Origin of the sequence: Sphingobium sp. ZW T5_29, from assembly GCF_044987515.1 — a bacterium.
Lineage (GTDB): Bacteria > Pseudomonadota > Alphaproteobacteria > Sphingomonadales > Sphingomonadaceae > Sphingobium.
On sequence record NZ_JBJDRM010000015.1, the window covers coordinates 50,997 to 67,628 of the forward strand.

Consider the following 16,632-nt stretch of genomic DNA (forward strand, 5'->3'; position numbering starts at 1 on the left):
CATGCGCGTTGACGCCGCCGACGATCGCCGCTTCATGCAGGCCGCCATCACGCTGTCGGAACGCGGTCGCGGCCTTTCCACGCCCAATCCCAACGTCGGCTGCCTGATCGTCAGGGACGGCATCGTCGCCGGGCGCGGCTGGACTCAAAAGGGCGGACGGCCCCATGCCGAAGCGCAGGCGCTGGACCAGGCGCTGGACCGCGCGAACGGGGCAACCGCCTATGTGACGCTGGAACCCTGTTTCCATCTGTCCGCGCGCGGACCGCGCTGCGCCGACCTGATGGCGCGCGCTGGAATATCCCGCGCCGTGATTGCCCTGCGCGATCCAGACCCCCGCACCGATGGCCAGGGTGCGGCGCATCTGCGTGCGCATGGCGTCGCAGTGGAAATGGGCCTGATGGCGCAGGAGGCTGCGGCGGCCATGCGAGGCTTTGTGCTTCGCCAGACGCTCGGTCGGCCCGCGGTCACGCTGAAACTGGGGCTGTCGCTTGACGGCTGCATTGCCCTTGCCGACGGGACCAGCCGCTGGATAACCGGGGACGCCGCGCGCGCCCATGCCCATATGGAACGATCCCGCCATGACGCGATATTGGTGGGCGGCGGCACCCTGCGGGCGGACGCCCCCCGTCTGGACGTGCGACTTGCGGGTCTTGAGGGTCGATCGCCCCGGCGTCTGCTGCTCAGCCGCCTTCCCGCGCCTGCAGGTTGGGATTGCATTGCCCGACCGGAAGACATTGCCGCGCTGTCCGGCGTCGATCATCTGATGGTCGAAGGCGGATCGGAAGCGGCGGCGGCTTTCCTGCGGGCGGATCTGGTCGACCGGCTGCTGCTGTACCGCGCGCCTATTGTCATCGGCGGGGGCCGGGCTGGCGTGGCAGACATTGGCCTTGCCGACCTCGCCCATGCCCATGGCCGCTGGCGCCTTGCCGATGAACGGCGGCTGGGCGAAGATCGGCTGGAGGTTTACGAAAGGTCGCGCAGCGCCTAGAGCAAGCGGCCCGATATCTGAATCGCGCAGCTTGCTCTAATTCTGTGTTGTCGCATCGCTTTTGACGGAAAACCGGTTCCCACTTTTCCGCGCGATGCTCTAGAGCGCGGCTGGACCCAGCAGGATTGCAGACCCATGTTCACTGGCATCATCACCGACATAGGCGAAATCCGCGCCGCCGATCAGCGGGGCGACCTGCGCCTTGTCATCGGCTGTGCCTACGACATGGACGGCGTCGCGATCGGCGCGTCGATCGCTTGTTCGGGGGCATGCCTCACCGTCGTGGAAAAGGGCGCGGACTGGTTCGCGGTCGATCTTTCGGCTGAAACGCTGGCGCGTACGGCGCCGGGATTATGGGAACAGGGCGGGCGGCTTAACCTGGAACGCGCGCTCAAGGTCGGCGATGAACTGGGCGGCCATATCGTCACCGGGCATGTCGACGGCATCGGCACATTGGTGTCCGCCACGCCTGAAGGCGATTCGACCCGGCTGGTCGTCGCGGCTCCGGCTGCGCTTGCTGCGGCGCTGGCGGCGAAAGGCTCGATCACGATCGACGGCATTTCCCTGACGGTCAACAGCGTGGACGACCAGGCCGACGGTTCGGTGCATTTCGGGCTGAACATCATCCCCCATACGGCGGCGGCGACCACGCTCGACACGCTCGTCCCCGGACGCGCCTTCAATCTGGAGATCGACGTGCTCGCCCGCTATCTGGACCGGATGCAGACTCTTCGCCAGCCTGCTGTGTGATTGGCGCTTGCCATTATCACATCACAATGTGATAAACGATGAGCAGGGCCGATTTGGTTCAGGAGTCTATACTATGTCTTCTTCGCTCATTGACACCGTCCGCACACTCGTCAACGACGGTCGCATGTCCCGCTCCGGCCTCGCCCGCGCCGCCGGGCTGCATGCCAATTCGCTGCGTCGACTGGGCGAAAGCGACTGGAACCCGACCGCTGAGACGCTGGGCAAGCTGGAAACCTATCTGCTCCGCCGCGAAGGCGGCACGGCGCTGGCGTCTCCAGAAGAGATTATCGACGAGGCCCGAAACGGACGCATGTTCATCCTGGTCGATGACGAAGACCGCGAAAATGAAGGCGACCTCGTCATCCCCGCACAGATGGCTACCCCGGACGCGATCAATTTCATGGCGACCCACGGCCGCGGCCTCATCTGTCTGGCGCTGACCAAGGACCGGGTCGAACATCTGGGCCTTGGCCTGATGAGCCGCAACAATGGCACCCGCCACGAAACCGCCTTCACCGTATCGGTCGAGGCGCGCGAAGGGGTGACGACGGGAATCAGCGCCGCTGATCGCGCGCGCACCATTTCCGTCGCGATTGACGGGTCGAAGGGACCGCAGGACATTGTGACGCCGGGCCACGTCTTTCCGCTGGTTGCGAAGGACGGCGGCGTCCTGGTGCGGACGGGCCATACCGAAGCGGCAGTCGACGTTGCGCGGCTCGCTGGCCTCAATCCGTCCGGCGTCATTTGCGAGGTGATGAAGGACGACGGCACCATGGCCCGGCTCGACGACCTCATCCCCTTCGCCCAGAAGCACAAGATGAAGATCGGCACCATCCGTGACCTCATCGCCTACCGTCGTCGTCACGACCATATGGTCGAACGACGTGCCGAGGCCAGTTTCCAGAGCAAATGGGGCGGCGACTGGAAGGCTATCAGCTTCTATAATCGGGCCACCCACAGTGAACAGCTGGTGCTGCAAAAGGGCCATGTTCTGCCCGATGAGCCCACCTTGGTTCGCATGCATCAGCTCTCCTTGCTGGACGATGTCTATGGCGCGACCGGCTCCCGTTCGGACCTGCTCGCCAAGTCGATGGAGATTATCGCGCAGGAAGGCGCCGGTGTTATCGTGGTGTTGACACCCAGCACACCTGGCGATTTCGTCAGCCGCATTCTGAGGCAGCGTTCGGGAAGCGAGATGGACGAACTGCGCGATTATGGCGTGGGTGCGCAAATCCTGGCGGAACTGGGCGTGCATGACATGGTGCTGCTTACGAACTCGCATCACAGCCTGATCGCGCTTGACGGCTATGACCTCGCCGTGGTTGGGCACCGGCCTGTCGAACTGTAGGAAGTAGGAAGGATAGGGCCATGGCCAAGTTTCTGATCGTCGAAGCCCGTTTCTACGACCATCTCAACGACCTGCTGATCGAAGGCGCGACTGCCGCGCTCGAGGACGCTGGGCATAAATATGAGGTGGTGACCGTTCCGGGCGCGCTGGAAATCCCCGGTGCCGTGGCGCTGGCCGCCGAAACCGGGCGATATGACGGCTTCGTTGCCATCGGTGTCGTGATCCGGGGTGAAACCTATCATTTCGAAGTGGTTTCCAATGAAAGCGCGCGGGGCCTGATGGCGCTCAGCATGGATGGGATCGCGATTGGCAACGCCATATTGACGGTCGAAGATGAGGCACAGGCATTGACCCGCGCCAAGAGCACCGAAAAGGACAAAGGCGGTGAGGCCGCCAGGGCGGCGATCGCCATGTTGGCGCTTCGCGAACGCTTCGGCGCTATCTGATCCTCCCGCAAAGGGCAGGATATAGCTGAGCAGGGGGAGATGCGGGAGCCGTCCTGAGCCGGGCGGCCCCGCTCCATGTCAGGCGGCCTGTTCCAACGGTGGATAGTCGATATAGCCTTCAGCGCCCTGCGTGTAGAAGGTATCGACCTGCGCTTCATTAAGCGGCGCATCAGTCGCCAGTCGGTCGGGCAGGTCGGGATTGGCCAGAAATGATCGACCAAAGCTGATTGCCTGAGCAAGGCCGTTGTCCAGATCAGCTTGAGCGCTCGCTGCGTCATAGTCGCTGTTCAACACCAGCGGCCCGGTGAAATATTGGCGGACGATCGGCGACTGGCGCGGCACATCGGACGCGCCCCTCGTGCCGCCGGGTTTGAGTTCGCGCATCTCCAGAAAGGCAAGGCCGATCGGTTCCAGTGCCTGTGCCACTGCGCGCGACAGGCTAGCCGGGTCGCTGTCGTCAGTGCCCTGCGACGCGCCGTTGAGCGACAAGCGCACCGCCGTTCGGTCCGCGCCGATGGCGTCGGCCACCGCCTGGGTAATTTCCCGTAGCAGGCGAACGCGGTTTTCGACGCTGCCGCCGTAACCGTCGTCGCGCTGGTTGACGCCGTTGCGCAGGAATTCATCGATCAGATAGCCATTCGCGGCATGGATCTGCACCCCGTCGAAGCCCGCTGTCCTGGCATTGTGCGCAGCCGTCACATAAGTGGCGATCAGCGCCGGAATTTCCTCCACCGCCAGGGCGCGGGGCTGTTCATAGGGCAGATTGCCTTGGTAGCTATGGGCATGACCGGGCGCAGTGATCGGGCTGGACGACACCGGCTGTTGTCCCGTCACGCTGGAATGGACCAGCCGCCCCATATGCCAAAGCTGGGCGAAGATGCGACCGCCAGCATCATGCACAGCCTGTGTGACCGGCTTCCACGCTTCGACCTGCTGTGTGGACCAGATGCCGGGCGCATAAGGCCAGCCCAGTCCCTGTTGGGACACACCCACGCCCTCGCTGATAATAAGACCGGCGGATGCGCGCTGCCGATAATAATCCGCCATGATCGGTGTTGGTACATGGTTGCGCGTGGCACGGGCGCGCGTCAGCGGCGCCATGAGCACACGGTTGGATGCTGGGACGGCCCCCAGTTGAACGGGATCTAACAAGCTGGCCATATATTCCCCTATCAAGGTTGCAATAAGCAACTGAAATTGGTTGCCGCTGCCAGTTGGGATGCAGTCGACTGCCTTTCAAGCCCACATTATTTTTTGAAGCTTGGTGATGCTTTAAGGCAAGGAGATGGCAGATGCGAATGCACTCGCCAGCGTTGGGGCATCAAGCGTCTCAAGATGTGGCAGGCGGCCCAGGGACCTTACCTTGCCCAATAGTGGGATGATGCGCTCATTTTCCGTGTGCGGCTCGCCGATGAAGGCAATTCCAGAGATCGGCACCCCACGGCTTCGCAGCGCCTCTATGCTGAGCAGGCTGTGGTTGATCGTACCCAGTTCCGTGGGAGCGCACAGGATGACGGGCGCCCCCCAGTGCTGGAAAAGGTCGGCCATCAGCATGGTTTCGCTGACGGGGACAAGGACGCCACCCGCTCCTTCGATCACCAGTGGGCCGTCGACCTGAGGCAAGGCCAGCCGGTCGATTTCGATCTCGACGCCATCCAGGCGCGCGGCAAGGTGAGGGGACGCCGGTGTCACCAGTCGATAGGCTTCGGGCAGGATGTGAGACGCCGGAAGGCCGGACAATCGGGCCACCGTTTCCTTGTCGCCTTCCGGGTCGACACCCGCCTGAATCGGCTTCCAATAATGAGCGCCGAGCGCCCCAGCGAGACCGGCGGCAAAAACGGTCTTGCCGATCCCCGTACCCGTTCCGGTGACGATGAATATACTCACGCCAATATCCTTCGTAATTCGTCGCCCAGTGCCAACACATCCGCCCGTCCCGCATTCAGCGTCAGCGAAATGCGCAGGCGGCTGGTTCCCGGCGGCACTGTTGGCGGCCGGATGCCACGTATGTCGAAGCCTGCCTGCTGCAAGGCGGATGCCGCCGCCATCGCGCGTTTGTCATCGCCCAGGATGACCGGGATGATCTGGCTGCGTGGTTTGGGCAGGCCAAGCGGCGCGCAGATCGCTTCGGCGGCGTCGGTCTGCAACGTGCCAAGGCGCGCGCGCAGATCGTCGGCCTGCTCGATCCGGTCGATCGCCGCAGATGCCGCCACGGCCATCAGCGGTGACGGAGCGGTCGAAAAGATGAAGGCACGCGCTCGATTGATCAGATAATCGATCAGGATCCGCGGCCCGCAGATCAGCGCGCCTTCCACCCCCATCGCCTTGCCGCATGTATGGAGCGTCACGACATTATGAAGCCCGTCCAGGCCTGATGACAGCCCCCTCCCATTAGGTCCGAACACGCCGGTGCCATGCGCTTCGTCCAGGACCAGCATTGCGTCCTGTTTGGCGGCGAGCAAGGCAAGGTCCGCCAGAGGAGCCATGTCGCCATCCATGGAATATAGCGTCTCGACCGCGATCCAGATCCGCCCCTTTCCTCCGTCGGTACGCCAGGTGGCGATATGATCTGCGAAGCTCTGCACATCATTGTGGCGCGCGAAAACAGCCGCGGCTTTTGACATGCGGATGCCGTCGTGGACGCTGGCATGGATCAACTCGTCCGCGACGATCAGGTCGCCACGCTGGGGCAAGGTGGAAAACAGCGCCAGGTTCGCGGCGAAACCATTGGCCATGAACAACGCAGCCTGAGTGCGAAAAAATGCGGCGGCCTTCGCCTCCAACCCTTCATGTTCGGGCGCATTGCCCCGCAGCAGCCGCGACCCGCCCGAACCCACGGGCACGCCACGCGCCACCGCGTCGGCGACCGCTTGACCGATGATCGGGTCGGACGCCAGTCCCAGATAGTCGTTGGAAGCGAAATCTCTACCTGCTCGGGGAGCCAGCGCGCGCAGGCGACCGCGCTGCTCAAGCGATGCAAGTTGCGAGCGGAAGGGTTCGCTGGTCATGGGCGGCGTATAGGCCCGCATTATGGAGCGGGGCAAGCCGTTCGGCCCGCCCCGCCCACCATCTCGTCCCGCCCCGATAGGGGCGAGGTATTGCCCTAGCCCCCGTGCGCCAGTGCGGCCAGCAACAGCAGTGCGACGATGTTCGTGATCTTGATCATCGGATTGACGGCCGGGCCAGCAGTGTCCTTATAGGGATCACCTACCGTGTCGCCCGTCACGGCTGCCTTGTGCGCTTCCGATCCCTTGCCGCCATGGTTGCCGTCCTCGATATATTTCTTGGCATTGTCCCACGCTCCGCCGCCGGATGTCATCGAAAGGGCGACGAACAGGCCCGAAACGATCACCCCAAGCAAAAGAGCGCCCAGGGCGGCAAAGCCATTGGGCGTTCCCGCCACCGCCGATATCGCGAAATAGACGATGATCGGCGCCAGCACCGGCAGCAGGCTGGGTACGATCATCTCCTTGATCGCGGCGCGCGTGACCAGATCCACCGTGCGGGCATAGTCGGGGCGTGATGTCCCTTCCATGATGCCGCTATTGGTGGCGAACTGATCGCGCACATCCTTGACGACGTCGCCAGCCGCCCGACCGACGGCTGTCAGGCCCATTGCCCCGAACAGATAGGGCAGCAGCGCACCCAGCAACAGGCCGACGATGACATAGGGGTTGGACAGGCTGAAATCGACCGGCTCGGTCAGGCCAAGGGCTGAATTATAATATTTCAAATCCTCTGTATAAGCGCCGAACAGCACCAGCGCGGCCAGGCCCGCCGATCCGATGGCATAGCCCTTCGTCACCGCCTTGGTCGTATTGCCCACCGCGTCCAGCGCGTCCGTCTTCCGGCGAACGCTGTCGTCCAGATGCGCCATCTCTGCGATCCCGCCCGCATTGTCGGTCACAGGGCCATAGGCGTCGAGCGCCACGACCATGCCCGCCAGCGCCAGCATGGCGGTCGCTGCGAAGGCGATGCCCATCAGGCCCGCGAGCTGATAGGAAACAATGATGCCGACCACGATCACCAGGGTCGGCAGCGCGGTAGCCTCCAGGCTAACCGCCAGTCCCTGGATCACGTTGGTGCCATGACCGGTTTCCGATGCGCGGGCGATGCTGCGCACCGGGCGATAGTTGGTGCCGGTATAATATTCGGTGATCCACACGATCAGCCCGGTGATAGCCAGGCCGACCATCATCGACCAGAATAGCTGCATCCCGGTATAGCCGCCCATCCCGTCAAGATCGGTGCCGAAACGGGCGTCGATGTCGCCCAGCGTATATGCCGTCGCGGCGTACAGCGCCGGGATGGACAGGATGGCAGTGGTCCAGAAACCCTTGTAAAGAGCGCCCATGATCGACTGGCTCGAACCCAGACGGACCATATAGGTGCCAATAATCGATGTGATGATGCACACCCCGCCCACGATCAGCGGCAGCGCCATCAGCCGTTGCAAAAATTCATTATCCACCCCGCTGACCAGCAGGGCAGTCAGCACCATGGTCGCGCCGACCGTCACCACATAGGTTTCGAACAGATCGGCGGCCATGCCAGCGCAATCGCCGACATTGTCCCCGACATTGTCGGCAATGACGGCGGGATTGCGTGGATCATCCTCTGGTATGCCTGCTTCGACCTTGCCGACCAGATCAGCGCCGACGTCGGCCGCTTTGGTGAAGATGCCGCCGCCCAGGCGCGCGAAAATCGAAATCAGGCTGGCGCCAAAGGCCAGCGCCACCAGGCTGTCGATCACCAGTCGGTCATCGGGCGCATGGCCCGCAGGCCCTGTCAGATACCAGAAAAACAGGCTGATCGCGAGCAGGGCCAGCCCGGCGACCAACATGCCGGTGATGGCGCCGGCGCGAAAGGCGACGGTCAGACCGCTTTGCAGCGTCCCGCGCGCGGCTTCAGCCGTGCGCACATTGGCCCGTACCGAAATGTTCATGCCGACAAAGCCGGCTGCGCCTGACAATATCGCACCGATCAGGAAGCCGACCGCCGACGTTGTCCCTAGAAAGATGAAGACGATCGCCGCGACAACCACCCCGACCACGCCAATGGTCATATATTGGCGGCTCAGATAGGCCTTCGCCCCTTCCTGGATCGCCCCCGCGATCGCTTGCATGGTATCGTTGCCGGCAGAGGTCGCCAGCACCTGACGACTGGTGAATAATCCATAGAGCAGGGCCAGCAGGCCGCACCCTATGGCGATGTAGACAATCTGCATGGATAATCCTCTCCCCCTGTTATCCCTGTCATCGGCCGCTCCGCAGGGAATGACGGGCGGACGAATGGCGCAAAAGCGGGCGGCCGGAATTCATGCATCCGGCATCGGGCACCGCGTCAATCAGCATCGCAGGGGTCCAACACATATGTGGTCCAACCGGCTGAGAATGGGATGAGGGCAAGCTACAGGGCGAACGCCGCGCGTCAAGCCGTTACGGAACTGATGCGAATCAAGGCGTTGGGTGGCAGCTTACCCATGCTCCCAGCCGAGCCGCGCGGGCAGCGGGATGACGACGCCATCAATGCGGAGCGTAAGGCCGGATCCTGCTGCGAACGTCCCGACACGCAAAGCGCGCACTGGTGGCGTGATCCCGGCAGGCAGCGCGAACAGCAGCTCATAGTCGTCGCCCGCGCTGGCGGCGGCGATCTGGACAGCGGTGCTGGCCCCACGCGCAGCCTCTAGCGCGGGCGAAAGAGGGATGTCGTCGATGACCAGCGCCAGGCCACTGGCGTCGGCCATACGGGCCGCATCGATCAACAGTCCGTCGGAAACATCCATCATGGCATTGACCTGCGAAGCCAGCAGCGCGCCTTCGGCAAGGCGCGGGCGGGGACGGCGAAAGGCGTCGACCAGCGGCCCTGTTGCGGTGGGATCGGCGCGCAGCAGATCCAAACCGACGCCAGAATCGCCCACGGGACCTGTCAGGTAAAGCCGATCGCCGGGCTTCGCGCCATCGCGTGCGGGTACGGAGGTTGTCGCTTCGCCGATGGCGGTCAGGCTATAGCTGCGTGCGCTCCCCCTGGGCATTTGGACCGTGTCGCCGCCGACCAGCGGCATGGCATAGCGGCTGAGCGCTTCTCCCAGTCCCTGGAGAAAGGCGGCGTCCCACGCATCGTCGCCGGACAGGGCATAGTTGAGCAGGCAGCCCACTGGCCTTGCCCCCTTTGCCGCAAGATCAGACAGGTTCACCGCCGCCAGTTTCCAGCCGATGTCGGCGGGCGGATCAGCGGCAAGATAGTGAACCCCTTCCACCATGGTATCGCTGGTCAGGATCAGGCGGCTGTCACCTACTTCCAGCACCGCCACATCATCCTGCAGCCCACGGGCGGCAGGATCGTTCGCGAGCAGGCGAAGCAGGGTAAGGAAGCGGGATTCAGCAGACATGGCAGGCGCCGTCCCTTTCAAACCCTCGCGATTCTGCCTTCGCAGGGGCGGTGCGCATCAGGAAGCGATGCCGGACTACTTCCGCACATCCTTCGCCACCGCGTCCAGCAGCCCGTTGACAAAGCCTGCCTCGCGCTTGTCGTAAAAGGCGTGGGCGACATCGACATATTCGCTGATGACGGTGGGGGTGGGCACATCCGGGCGGGCGATCAGTTCATAGCTGCCCGCGCGCAGGATTTGCCGCATCGGCTTGTCCAACCTTTCCAGGCTCCAGCCCTGCGACAGGCGCGCTTTCACCAGGCCGTCAATCTCTTCCCGCCGTTTGTCTACTCCGATGACGAGATCGTCGAAGAAGCTTTCCTCCGCTTCGGCATAGGTGACGTCTTCGATCGTCGCGCCCAGCCTGTGCTGATGGAATTCATGGAGCAGGACACGGATCGGCGTGCCTTCCATCTCCAGCTGATAGAGCGCCTGAACTGCGGCAAGGCGCGCAGCGGAGCGGGATTTGGAGCGTTCGTTCATCGGGATTCCATATAGCCGATCGGGCGGAGCCTGTCGAAGCCCAGTCCTTCTTGAAAGTACAGCCCTTCGACAAGCGCAGGGCGAACGGAAGTTATTTGAGCCGCAATGCCACCGACGCGGCGTGCGCTGGAAGCCCCTCTGCCTCCGCCAGCGCGACCGCAGCCGGGCCGATCGCTCCCATTGCCGCCTTGTCCAGACTCAGAAAGCTGGTCCGCTTCATGAAATCGAGCACGGACAGGCCGGATGAGAAACGAGCGCGGCGGCCAGTGGGTAGAACATGGTTCGGACCGGCAACATAGTCGCCCACCGCTTCGGGCGTCATCCGCCCCAGAAAGATCGAACCGGCGTGCCGCACCTGTTTGAACAGGGCTTCGGGGTCATCGACGGCAAGTTCTAGATGCTCCGCTGCCAGGCGATTGACCAGCGGCATGGCCTCTTCAAAGTCACGGACCAGGACGATCGCACCATTGTTCGCCCAGCTGGTGGCGGCAACGGCCTGCGTCGAAAGTAGCGGCAGCCGCTGGTCGACTGCTCTGGCGACCGCATCTGCGAAGTCGGCGTCATCGGTAAACAGGATCGACTGGCTGGTCGGGTCATGTTCCGACTGGCTGAGCAGGTCGGCGGCGATCCATGCGGGGTCATTTTTCGCGTCGGCGACCACCACGATTTCGGACGGGCCAGCCACCATGTCTATGCCCACCACGCCATAAAGCTGCCGCTTCGCCTCGGCCACCCACGCGTTGCCCGGACCTGTGATGACATCGACCGGCTTGATGGTGTCCGTGCCATAGGCGAGCGCAGCCACGGCTTGCGCGCCGCCGACGCGCCAGATTTCTTCGACCCCGGCGATGCTGGCCGCAGCCAGGACCATTGGGTTGATGTCGCCATTGGGGGTCGGCGTCACCATCGCAATGCGCGAAACACCGGCCACTTTGGCGGGGATGGCATTCATCAGCAGCGAACTGGGATACGCGGCGCGGCCGCCGGGGACATACAGCCCTGCCGCATCGACCGGTCGCCAGCGTGCGCCGAGGCGAACGCCAACCGCATCGACTTCGTCGCTGTCCTGCGGCCTTTGCTTTTCGTGATAGGCGGTGATCCGGGCTGCCGCGAGTTCCAGCGCGTCGCGCAATTCGGTCGAAATACTGTCAAGCGCGGCGCGGCATTCGGCGGCGCTCACCCTCCAACCGCTGGCATTCAGGTCATGGCGGTCGAAGCGACTGGTATAGTCAGCCAGTGCTGCGTCCCCTTCGGAACGGACGCGTTTCAAAATCGCCGCGACATCACGCGACACATCTTCATCCGCTTCCCGCCGTGCATCGACCAAAGCGGTGAAGGCGGCTGCGAAATCGGCGGCGCGGCTGTCCAGCCTAAGCGGCATCCTTGCCTCCCACAGCCTTGCGGAAAGCTTCCACCAGCGGCGTAAGATCTGCCGATCGCATCTTGAAGGCTGCGCGGTTAACGATCAGCCGCGCGGAGACCGGCATGATGACATGCGTCTCAACCAGGCCATTGGCCTTCAGCGTCGCGCCCGACGACACCAGATCGACGATGCGCCGCGACAGGCCTAGCGAAGGCGCCAGTTCCATTGCGCCGTTCAGCTTCACGCATTCGGCCTGGATGCCCCGCGCTTCATAATATTTGCGCGTGAGGTAAGGATATTTGGTGGCGACCCGGACATGGCTCATCGCCGCCTCATCCTCGTCCAAAAGGCCTACTGGCTCTGCGATGGACAGGCGGCAGTGACCGATGTCGAGGTCGACCGGCGCATAAAGTTCGGAATAATCGAACTCTTCCACCACATCCGATCCGACAATGCCGATCTGCGCCGCGCCATGCGCGACGAAAGTGGCTACGTCGAAGGCGCGGACCCGGATGATGAAGATGTCTGGCCGGTTCGTCGCGAAGCGCAGCGCCCGGCTCTTCTTGTCGTGAAACTCCGCCTCCGGCTCGATACCCGCACGCGCGAGCATCGGCAGTGCTTCATCCAGAATGCGGCCCTTGGGAATGGCGAAGGTGATAGGACGAGTCATGACCGGCGGGCCTTACCGGCGCGCGCTGCAAAGGACAAGGATCATGCAGGCAGCGCCATGGCCGCGTGCGTTTCAGCGATCCAGCCGCCGCCCAGTACGCGTTCGCCAGCATAAAGCACTGCCGCCTGCCCCGGCGCGACCCCATATTCGGGCGCGTCGAAAACCAGGCGATCGCCGTCCAGCCGCGCGGGCACTGGCTTTGCCATCGACCGGACCTTTGCGGACAGCGGCCCGGAAAAATCCCCGCCCAGCCAGTTGATGCCGTCAAGGCGCGCCGCCGATACCGCCAGCGCCGCTTTCGGCCCGACGATGACGCGACGCCCTTCCGCATCCAGCCGCACGACATATAGCGGCTCGGCCTGTCCGCCGATCTCCAGCCCCTTTCGCTGGCCTACCGTATAATGGATCAGCCCCTTGTGCGTGCCCAGCAGGCGACCATCGACATGAACGATGTCGCCGCTTTCGTCAGCATCGGGACGCAGTTTGCGCACGATTTTCGCATAGTCGCCGTCGGGGACGAAGCAGATATCCTGGCTGTCTGGCTTTAACGCAACGGCTAGACCAAGTTCGGAAGCGATTTCGCGGACCTGCGGTTTGGGTAGCCCGCCCAGGGGAAAGCGTAGATAATCAAGCTGTTCCTGAGTGGTAGCGAACAGGAAATAGCTCTGGTCCCGCGCTGGATCGGCGGCGCGGTGAAGCTCTGCGCCCTGCGCGCCCTCAACGCGGCGAACATAATGGCCGGTGGCCAGGCAATCCGCGCCCAGATCGCGGGCGATCTGGAACAAGTCGGTGAACTTCACCCCCATATTGCATTTGACGCAGGGAATGGGTGTGCGGCCCGCCATATATTCTTCGGCAAAGTCAGCGATCACGGAATCGCGGAAGCGGCTTTCATAATCGAAGACATAATGCGCGATGCCGATGCGGTCCGCGACCGCGCGGGCGTCGCGGATATCCTGGCCCGCGCAGCAACTGCCTGTCCGGCCAACTGCTGCGCCGTGATCATAGAGCTGTAACGTGACACCGATGGTTTCCGCCCCAGTACGGGCGGCCAAGGCCGCGACGACGCTCGAATCGACGCCGCCCGACATGGCAACGACAATCCGCCGCTGTGAAAGCGGCTCTGACAGTTGGAACTGGGGCTGCATGAACGCGCATATAGGCGCGCGCGCGCCAGCATTCCAGCGGGATTCCGACCGCTCGCCGGTTCAGGCCGGAATGGCAGGTCGAGTTTACCGGACTTTATCCTTTCGCGGCTACACATAACGCCATGGATTTGAGTTTCATCCGGGCAGGCGGCCTGAAACCCGCTTATGCCAGACCGGTCGGCAGGCCGCATGCGCCTGTCTGGCCGATATTGCGTGCTGCGTCAGCGGCGGCGCAGGCGGCAAGTCCGACCGCGCAGGCGGTCGCCGTCGTCCTGCGGGGGCAGGAAAAGCCGGGCGACTGGATCCAGGAACTGGCCGAAATCTTCGCGCCCCGTTCCAGCGGCATGATCGACACCGCGCGGGGGATGGGGAGTTTCAACCCGTTGATCGCAGAGCATTTAAGAGTGGGACAAGGATGATGAAGGGGGCGTTTACCGTGGCGCTTTAGCCGATCTTCAGGGCTGACGCGCATACCGGTTGCCGCTGCTGAATTCGGCAACGCCAGTGCCGCTTTTTGAGGGTGAGAATGATAGAAAATCAAAAAATTCGACCTGCACAGGTCGTCGGGCCGCTTGGAGAACCTCTGACGCTGGATAGCCTGCCGTCTGCGGATACGACTCGCTGGGTCGTGCGTCGCAAGGCCGAGGTAGTCGCTGCCGTGAATGGTGGCCTCTTGACCGTGGATGAAGCCTGCACACGCTATTCGCTGACGCTGGAGGAATTTGCCGGATGGCAGCGTGCGGTGGACCGTTCGGGCATGCACGGACTGCGCGTGACCCGGATCCAATATTACAAATCGCTCTACGAACGGCAGCAGAAATACTGACCCGCTCCAGCGTCGCGCAGGGCGCGTCGAAGTGAAAAAAACAAGCCGCCGGACATGATCCGGCGGCTTTTTCATATCGCGAGCCGCTGTTTTGCGGAATCGTTTCTCATCCAGAAATAATTTTACGGAACGCTAAGCCGACTTCTCCGTTGAACAGGACAGCCACCCGCTGGGGGCGCTTGGTGCAAGGAGAGTGTAAGATGGGTATCATTTTGTGGCTTGTTGTGGGCGGCATTATCGGTTGGCTCGCCAGCATGGTGATGCGTACGGACGCGCAGCAGGGCATCTTGCTGAACATCGTCGTCGGCATCGTCGGGGCCTTCATTGGCGGCCTGATTTTCAGCGGCGGTTCTATCAACGACGGCCTGACGCTTTACAGCTTCCTGGTTTCCCTAGTGGGTGCCATCGTCCTGCTCGCCATCGTCAATCTGGTGCGTCGTGGGTCGATGCGCTAACTGATTGAGCCTTGCTGGCGGGTAACAAGGGCTGCGTCCTCGTGACGCGGCCCTTTTTTACGCGCATTTCGGTCAGGCCCGTCGCGCGAACCAACGATAAAGAGCCAACACCGCTATTGATCCCAGAACTGCCGCAATGAAGCTGGCATTTTCCTCGGGCGCATAAAATCCCAAAAAACGACCGACATAAGCCGCCAGCATCGCCCCCGCTATGCCGAGCAGCAGTGTCACGACACAGCCACCCGGATCACGCCCTGGCATCACCAGTTTGGCGATCGCGCCCGCGAGCAGGCCGACGATGATCCATCCCAGCATTTCCATTGCTTTTCTCCACCCCCTGCTTGGTTCATAGCGCCATAAATGCGCCGAATTGGCAAGGGAATGCGCCGTCTCCGATCAACCGTAACGATCTTGCTCGCCGGGTTGGCAGCATGATATTGAGGGGTTGAGCAGGGTGATATATTTATATAATACAGCTTGGTGTCAGGCAGCGCCGTCTGAAAATGGAAGCAGGATGAATTACGAGACTCATCTCGCCGGGGATATTCCGGCGCACGTTTTCGACGACGATCGGCCACGGTCCGGGCGTCGGCGCGGGCTGATCATCGGTGCTGCGGTCGCCATCCTGTTGATTGCGCTTGCCGCGTGGATGGCCTTCCGGGGAACGGGGCCGGCCCCGGCTGCCGTGGAACAGGCGCCTGTTGTAACCGTGATCGTTCCGGGCCGGTCGATGGTCGACCAGACGGCGAGTAGCACGGGCTCGTTGGCTGCACGGGTCGAAATGCCGGTAGGCGTGGTTGGCGAAGGCGGAGAGGTCAGGCGCGTTCTGGTTCAGCCAGGTGATTGGGTGCGCGCAGGGCAGGTTCTGGCCGTGATCGAACGATCCGTCCAAAGCGAACAGGTCCGCTCGCTCGCCGCTCAAGTGCAGGTTGCCCGTGCCGACGCGAAATTGGCTCAGGCTCAACTCGACCGGGCAAAAGCCCTGGTCGCCCGTGGTTTCATCAGCCAGGCCGACATTGATCAGCGCACAGCGACGCGGGACGCGGCCAACGCACGCGTGAACGTAGCCGTTGCGCAATTGGCCGAACAGCGCGCCCGCACCGGGCGGCTGGACATCCGCGCCCCTGCCGCAGGCCTGGTGCTGACGCGAGATGTGGAGCCTGGTCAGATAGTTGGGTCCGGCAGCGATGTTTTGTTCCGCATGGCTAAGGGTGGCGAGATGGAGATGCTCGCGCAGATCAGCGAGGGCGATCTTGCGACCTTGCGCGTTGGCAACCGCGCCACCGTCACGCCAGTGGGCGGTACGGAGCAAATTGCCGGGCGCGTCTGGCAGGTCTCTCCGGTTGTCGATCCGCAAACCCGGCAGGGCATAGCGCGTATTGCCATTCCCTATAATCGCGCGATCCGGCCTGGCGGTTTTGCATCCGCTACGATCGTCAGCGGGACCGCAACCTCCCCGATGCTGCCTGAATCCGCTGTGCAGACCGACGCGAAGGGGCATTATGTCTATGTCGTTAACGCCGATAATCAGGCGGTTCGACGGGATGTTAAGGTGGGGCAGGTTTCTGGAAAGGGCGTTGCCGTCACCGACGGGTTGACCGGGGCTGAACATGTGGTGCTGTTAGCCGGCGCCTTCCTCGCTCCTGGCCAAAAAGTCAGGCCAGAGCTACGCAAGGCAAGCTGAAGTAAGCGCACCTTCACGTGCGCATGGTGGAACAGGGCGAG

The 16,632-nt window shown here is 63.0% G+C and carries 18 protein-coding genes; 8 read left to right on the forward strand and 10 right to left on the reverse strand.

Going from position 1 to position 16,632, the window contains the following annotated elements:
• The first annotated feature begins 1 nt into the window (after position 1).
• The 4 genes from ribD (at position 2) to ribH (ending at position 3,532) form a co-directional block, all read left to right on the forward strand.
• A complete protein-coding gene (ribD, locus tag ACI3KQ_RS13495) occupies positions 2–988 on the forward strand; it encodes a bifunctional diaminohydroxyphosphoribosylaminopyrimidine deaminase/5-amino-6-(5-phosphoribosylamino)uracil reductase RibD (protein WP_404958428.1) in 987 nt (328 codons plus the stop codon).
• Positions 989–1,123: 135 nt separating this feature from the next.
• Positions 1,124–1,738, forward strand: coding sequence for a riboflavin synthase (locus ACI3KQ_RS13500; protein WP_404958430.1), 615 nt, complete (start codon positions 1,124–1,126; stop codon positions 1,736–1,738).
• 73 nt (positions 1,739–1,811) lie between these two features.
• The gene (ribB, locus tag ACI3KQ_RS13505; protein ID WP_404958432.1) at positions 1,812–3,086 is read left to right on the forward strand and encodes a 3,4-dihydroxy-2-butanone-4-phosphate synthase; all 1,275 of its coding nucleotides are present in this window, start codon (positions 1,812–1,814) and stop codon (positions 3,084–3,086) included.
• A 20-nt stretch (positions 3,087–3,106) separates the two neighbouring features.
• A complete protein-coding gene (ribH, locus tag ACI3KQ_RS13510) occupies positions 3,107–3,532 on the forward strand; it encodes a 6,7-dimethyl-8-ribityllumazine synthase (RefSeq protein WP_404958434.1) in 426 nt (141 codons plus the stop codon).
• Positions 3,533–3,610: 78 nt separating this feature from the next.
• On the opposite strand, the gene ACI3KQ_RS13515 is transcribed toward ribH, so the two are convergent.
• The 9 genes from ACI3KQ_RS13515 to mnmA all read right to left on the reverse strand — a co-directional run bounded on the left by ACI3KQ_RS13515 (position 3,611) and on the right by mnmA (position 13,626).
• Positions 3,611–4,693, reverse strand: coding sequence for an alkene reductase (locus ACI3KQ_RS13515; RefSeq protein WP_404958436.1), 1,083 nt, complete (start codon positions 4,691–4,693; stop codon positions 3,611–3,613).
• Positions 4,694–4,804: 111 nt separating this feature from the next.
• A complete protein-coding gene (bioD, locus tag ACI3KQ_RS13520) occupies positions 4,805–5,419 on the reverse strand; it encodes a dethiobiotin synthase (RefSeq protein WP_404958438.1) in 615 nt (204 codons plus the stop codon).
• Positions 5,416–6,540 (reverse strand): 8-amino-7-oxononanoate synthase, encoded by a 1,125-nt coding sequence (locus tag ACI3KQ_RS13525; protein WP_404958440.1) that lies wholly within the window; start codon positions 6,538–6,540, stop codon positions 5,416–5,418. Before ACI3KQ_RS13525 ends, bioD begins: the two co-directional genes overlap by 4 nt.
• A gap of 95 nt (positions 6,541–6,635) precedes the next feature.
• A complete protein-coding gene (locus ACI3KQ_RS13530) occupies positions 6,636–8,759 on the reverse strand; it encodes a sodium-translocating pyrophosphatase (RefSeq protein ID WP_404958441.1) in 2,124 nt (707 codons plus the stop codon).
• A gap of 249 nt (positions 8,760–9,008) precedes the next feature.
• Entirely contained in the window at positions 9,009–9,923 is a 915-nt protein-coding gene (gene thiL, locus ACI3KQ_RS13535) for a thiamine-phosphate kinase (RefSeq protein ID WP_404958443.1), read from the reverse strand.
• A 75-nt stretch (positions 9,924–9,998) separates the two neighbouring features.
• Positions 9,999–10,445 (reverse strand): transcription antitermination factor NusB, encoded by a 447-nt coding sequence (nusB, locus tag ACI3KQ_RS13540; RefSeq protein ID WP_404958445.1) that lies wholly within the window; start codon positions 10,443–10,445, stop codon positions 9,999–10,001.
• Positions 10,446–10,536: 91 nt separating this feature from the next.
• Positions 10,537–11,826 (reverse strand): histidinol dehydrogenase, encoded by a 1,290-nt coding sequence (gene hisD / locus ACI3KQ_RS13545; RefSeq protein ID WP_404958447.1) that lies wholly within the window; start codon positions 11,824–11,826, stop codon positions 10,537–10,539.
• Positions 11,816–12,478: an ATP phosphoribosyltransferase gene (gene hisG, locus ACI3KQ_RS13550; RefSeq protein WP_404958449.1), complete on the reverse strand. Its 663-nt coding sequence runs from the start codon at positions 12,476–12,478 to the stop codon at positions 11,816–11,818. Before hisG ends, hisD begins: the two co-directional genes overlap by 11 nt.
• A gap of 41 nt (positions 12,479–12,519) precedes the next feature.
• A complete protein-coding gene (gene mnmA / locus ACI3KQ_RS13555; RefSeq protein WP_404958451.1) occupies positions 12,520–13,626 on the reverse strand; it encodes a tRNA 2-thiouridine(34) synthase MnmA in 1,107 nt (368 codons plus the stop codon).
• A gap of 122 nt (positions 13,627–13,748) precedes the next feature.
• Here mnmA and ACI3KQ_RS13560 point away from each other — a divergent pair, with 122 nt between their 5' ends.
• The 3 genes from ACI3KQ_RS13560 to ACI3KQ_RS13570 all read left to right on the forward strand — a co-directional run bounded on the left by ACI3KQ_RS13560 (position 13,749) and on the right by ACI3KQ_RS13570 (position 14,907).
• A complete protein-coding gene (locus tag ACI3KQ_RS13560) occupies positions 13,749–14,045 on the forward strand; it encodes a hypothetical protein (RefSeq protein ID WP_404958453.1) in 297 nt (98 codons plus the stop codon).
• 107 nt (positions 14,046–14,152) lie between these two features.
• Positions 14,153–14,452 carry a DUF1153 domain-containing protein gene (locus tag ACI3KQ_RS13565; RefSeq protein WP_404958455.1) on the forward strand — a complete coding sequence of 100 codons (300 nt, stop codon included), beginning with the start codon at positions 14,153–14,155 and terminating at the stop codon, positions 14,450–14,452.
• A 200-nt stretch (positions 14,453–14,652) separates the two neighbouring features.
• Positions 14,653–14,907, forward strand: a complete 255-nt coding sequence (locus tag ACI3KQ_RS13570; protein WP_167304188.1) for a GlsB/YeaQ/YmgE family stress response membrane protein — start codon at positions 14,653–14,655, stop codon at positions 14,905–14,907.
• Between the two features lie 72 nt (positions 14,908–14,979).
• Here the strand turns inward: ACI3KQ_RS13570 and ACI3KQ_RS13575 are convergent, their stop codons facing one another.
• Positions 14,980–15,228: a GlsB/YeaQ/YmgE family stress response membrane protein gene (locus ACI3KQ_RS13575; RefSeq protein ID WP_404958457.1), complete on the reverse strand. Its 249-nt coding sequence runs from the start codon at positions 15,226–15,228 to the stop codon at positions 14,980–14,982.
• A gap of 193 nt (positions 15,229–15,421) precedes the next feature.
• Between ACI3KQ_RS13575 and ACI3KQ_RS13580 the strand changes: the two genes are divergently transcribed.
• Positions 15,422–16,591 (forward strand): efflux RND transporter periplasmic adaptor subunit, encoded by a 1,170-nt coding sequence (locus tag ACI3KQ_RS13580; protein WP_404958459.1) that lies wholly within the window; start codon positions 15,422–15,424, stop codon positions 16,589–16,591.
• The last annotated feature ends 41 nt before the right edge of the window (positions 16,592–16,632 follow it).

Coding starts and splice junctions, on each gene's coding strand:
- hisD (WP_404958447.1), bottom strand. CDS start 11,826: ATGCCGCTTAGGCTGGACAGCCGCGCCGCCGATTTCGCAGCCGCCTTC.
- ACI3KQ_RS13560 (WP_404958453.1), top strand. CDS start 13,749: ATGGATTTGAGTTTCATCCGGGCAGGCGGCCTGAAACCCGCTTATGCC.
- ribB (WP_404958432.1), top strand. CDS start 1,812: ATGTCTTCTTCGCTCATTGACACCGTCCGCACACTCGTCAACGACGGT.
- ACI3KQ_RS13575 (WP_404958457.1), bottom strand. CDS start 15,228: ATGGAAATGCTGGGATGGATCATCGTCGGCCTGCTCGCGGGCGCGATC.
- ACI3KQ_RS13570 (WP_167304188.1), top strand. CDS start 14,653: ATGGGTATCATTTTGTGGCTTGTTGTGGGCGGCATTATCGGTTGGCTC.
- ACI3KQ_RS13525 (WP_404958440.1), bottom strand. CDS start 6,540: ATGACCAGCGAACCCTTCCGCTCGCAACTTGCATCGCTTGAGCAGCGC.
- ACI3KQ_RS13580 (WP_404958459.1), top strand. CDS start 15,422: ATGAATTACGAGACTCATCTCGCCGGGGATATTCCGGCGCACGTTTTC.
- hisG (WP_404958449.1), bottom strand. CDS start 12,478: ATGACTCGTCCTATCACCTTCGCCATTCCCAAGGGCCGCATTCTGGAT.
- ACI3KQ_RS13565 (WP_404958455.1), top strand. CDS start 14,153: ATGATAGAAAATCAAAAAATTCGACCTGCACAGGTCGTCGGGCCGCTT.
- mnmA (WP_404958451.1), bottom strand. CDS start 13,626: ATGCAGCCCCAGTTCCAACTGTCAGAGCCGCTTTCACAGCGGCGGATT.
- ACI3KQ_RS13530 (WP_404958441.1), bottom strand. CDS start 8,759: ATGCAGATTGTCTACATCGCCATAGGGTGCGGCCTGCTGGCCCTGCTC.
- ribH (WP_404958434.1), top strand. CDS start 3,107: ATGGCCAAGTTTCTGATCGTCGAAGCCCGTTTCTACGACCATCTCAAC.
- ACI3KQ_RS13515 (WP_404958436.1), bottom strand. CDS start 4,693: ATGGCCAGCTTGTTAGATCCCGTTCAACTGGGGGCCGTCCCAGCATCC.
- nusB (WP_404958445.1), bottom strand. CDS start 10,445: ATGAACGAACGCTCCAAATCCCGCTCCGCTGCGCGCCTTGCCGCAGTT.
- ACI3KQ_RS13500 (WP_404958430.1), top strand. CDS start 1,124: ATGTTCACTGGCATCATCACCGACATAGGCGAAATCCGCGCCGCCGAT.
- ribD (WP_404958428.1), top strand. CDS start 2: ATGCGCGTTGACGCCGCCGACGATCGCCGCTTCATGCAGGCCGCCATC.
- thiL (WP_404958443.1), bottom strand. CDS start 9,923: ATGTCTGCTGAATCCCGCTTCCTTACCCTGCTTCGCCTGCTCGCGAAC.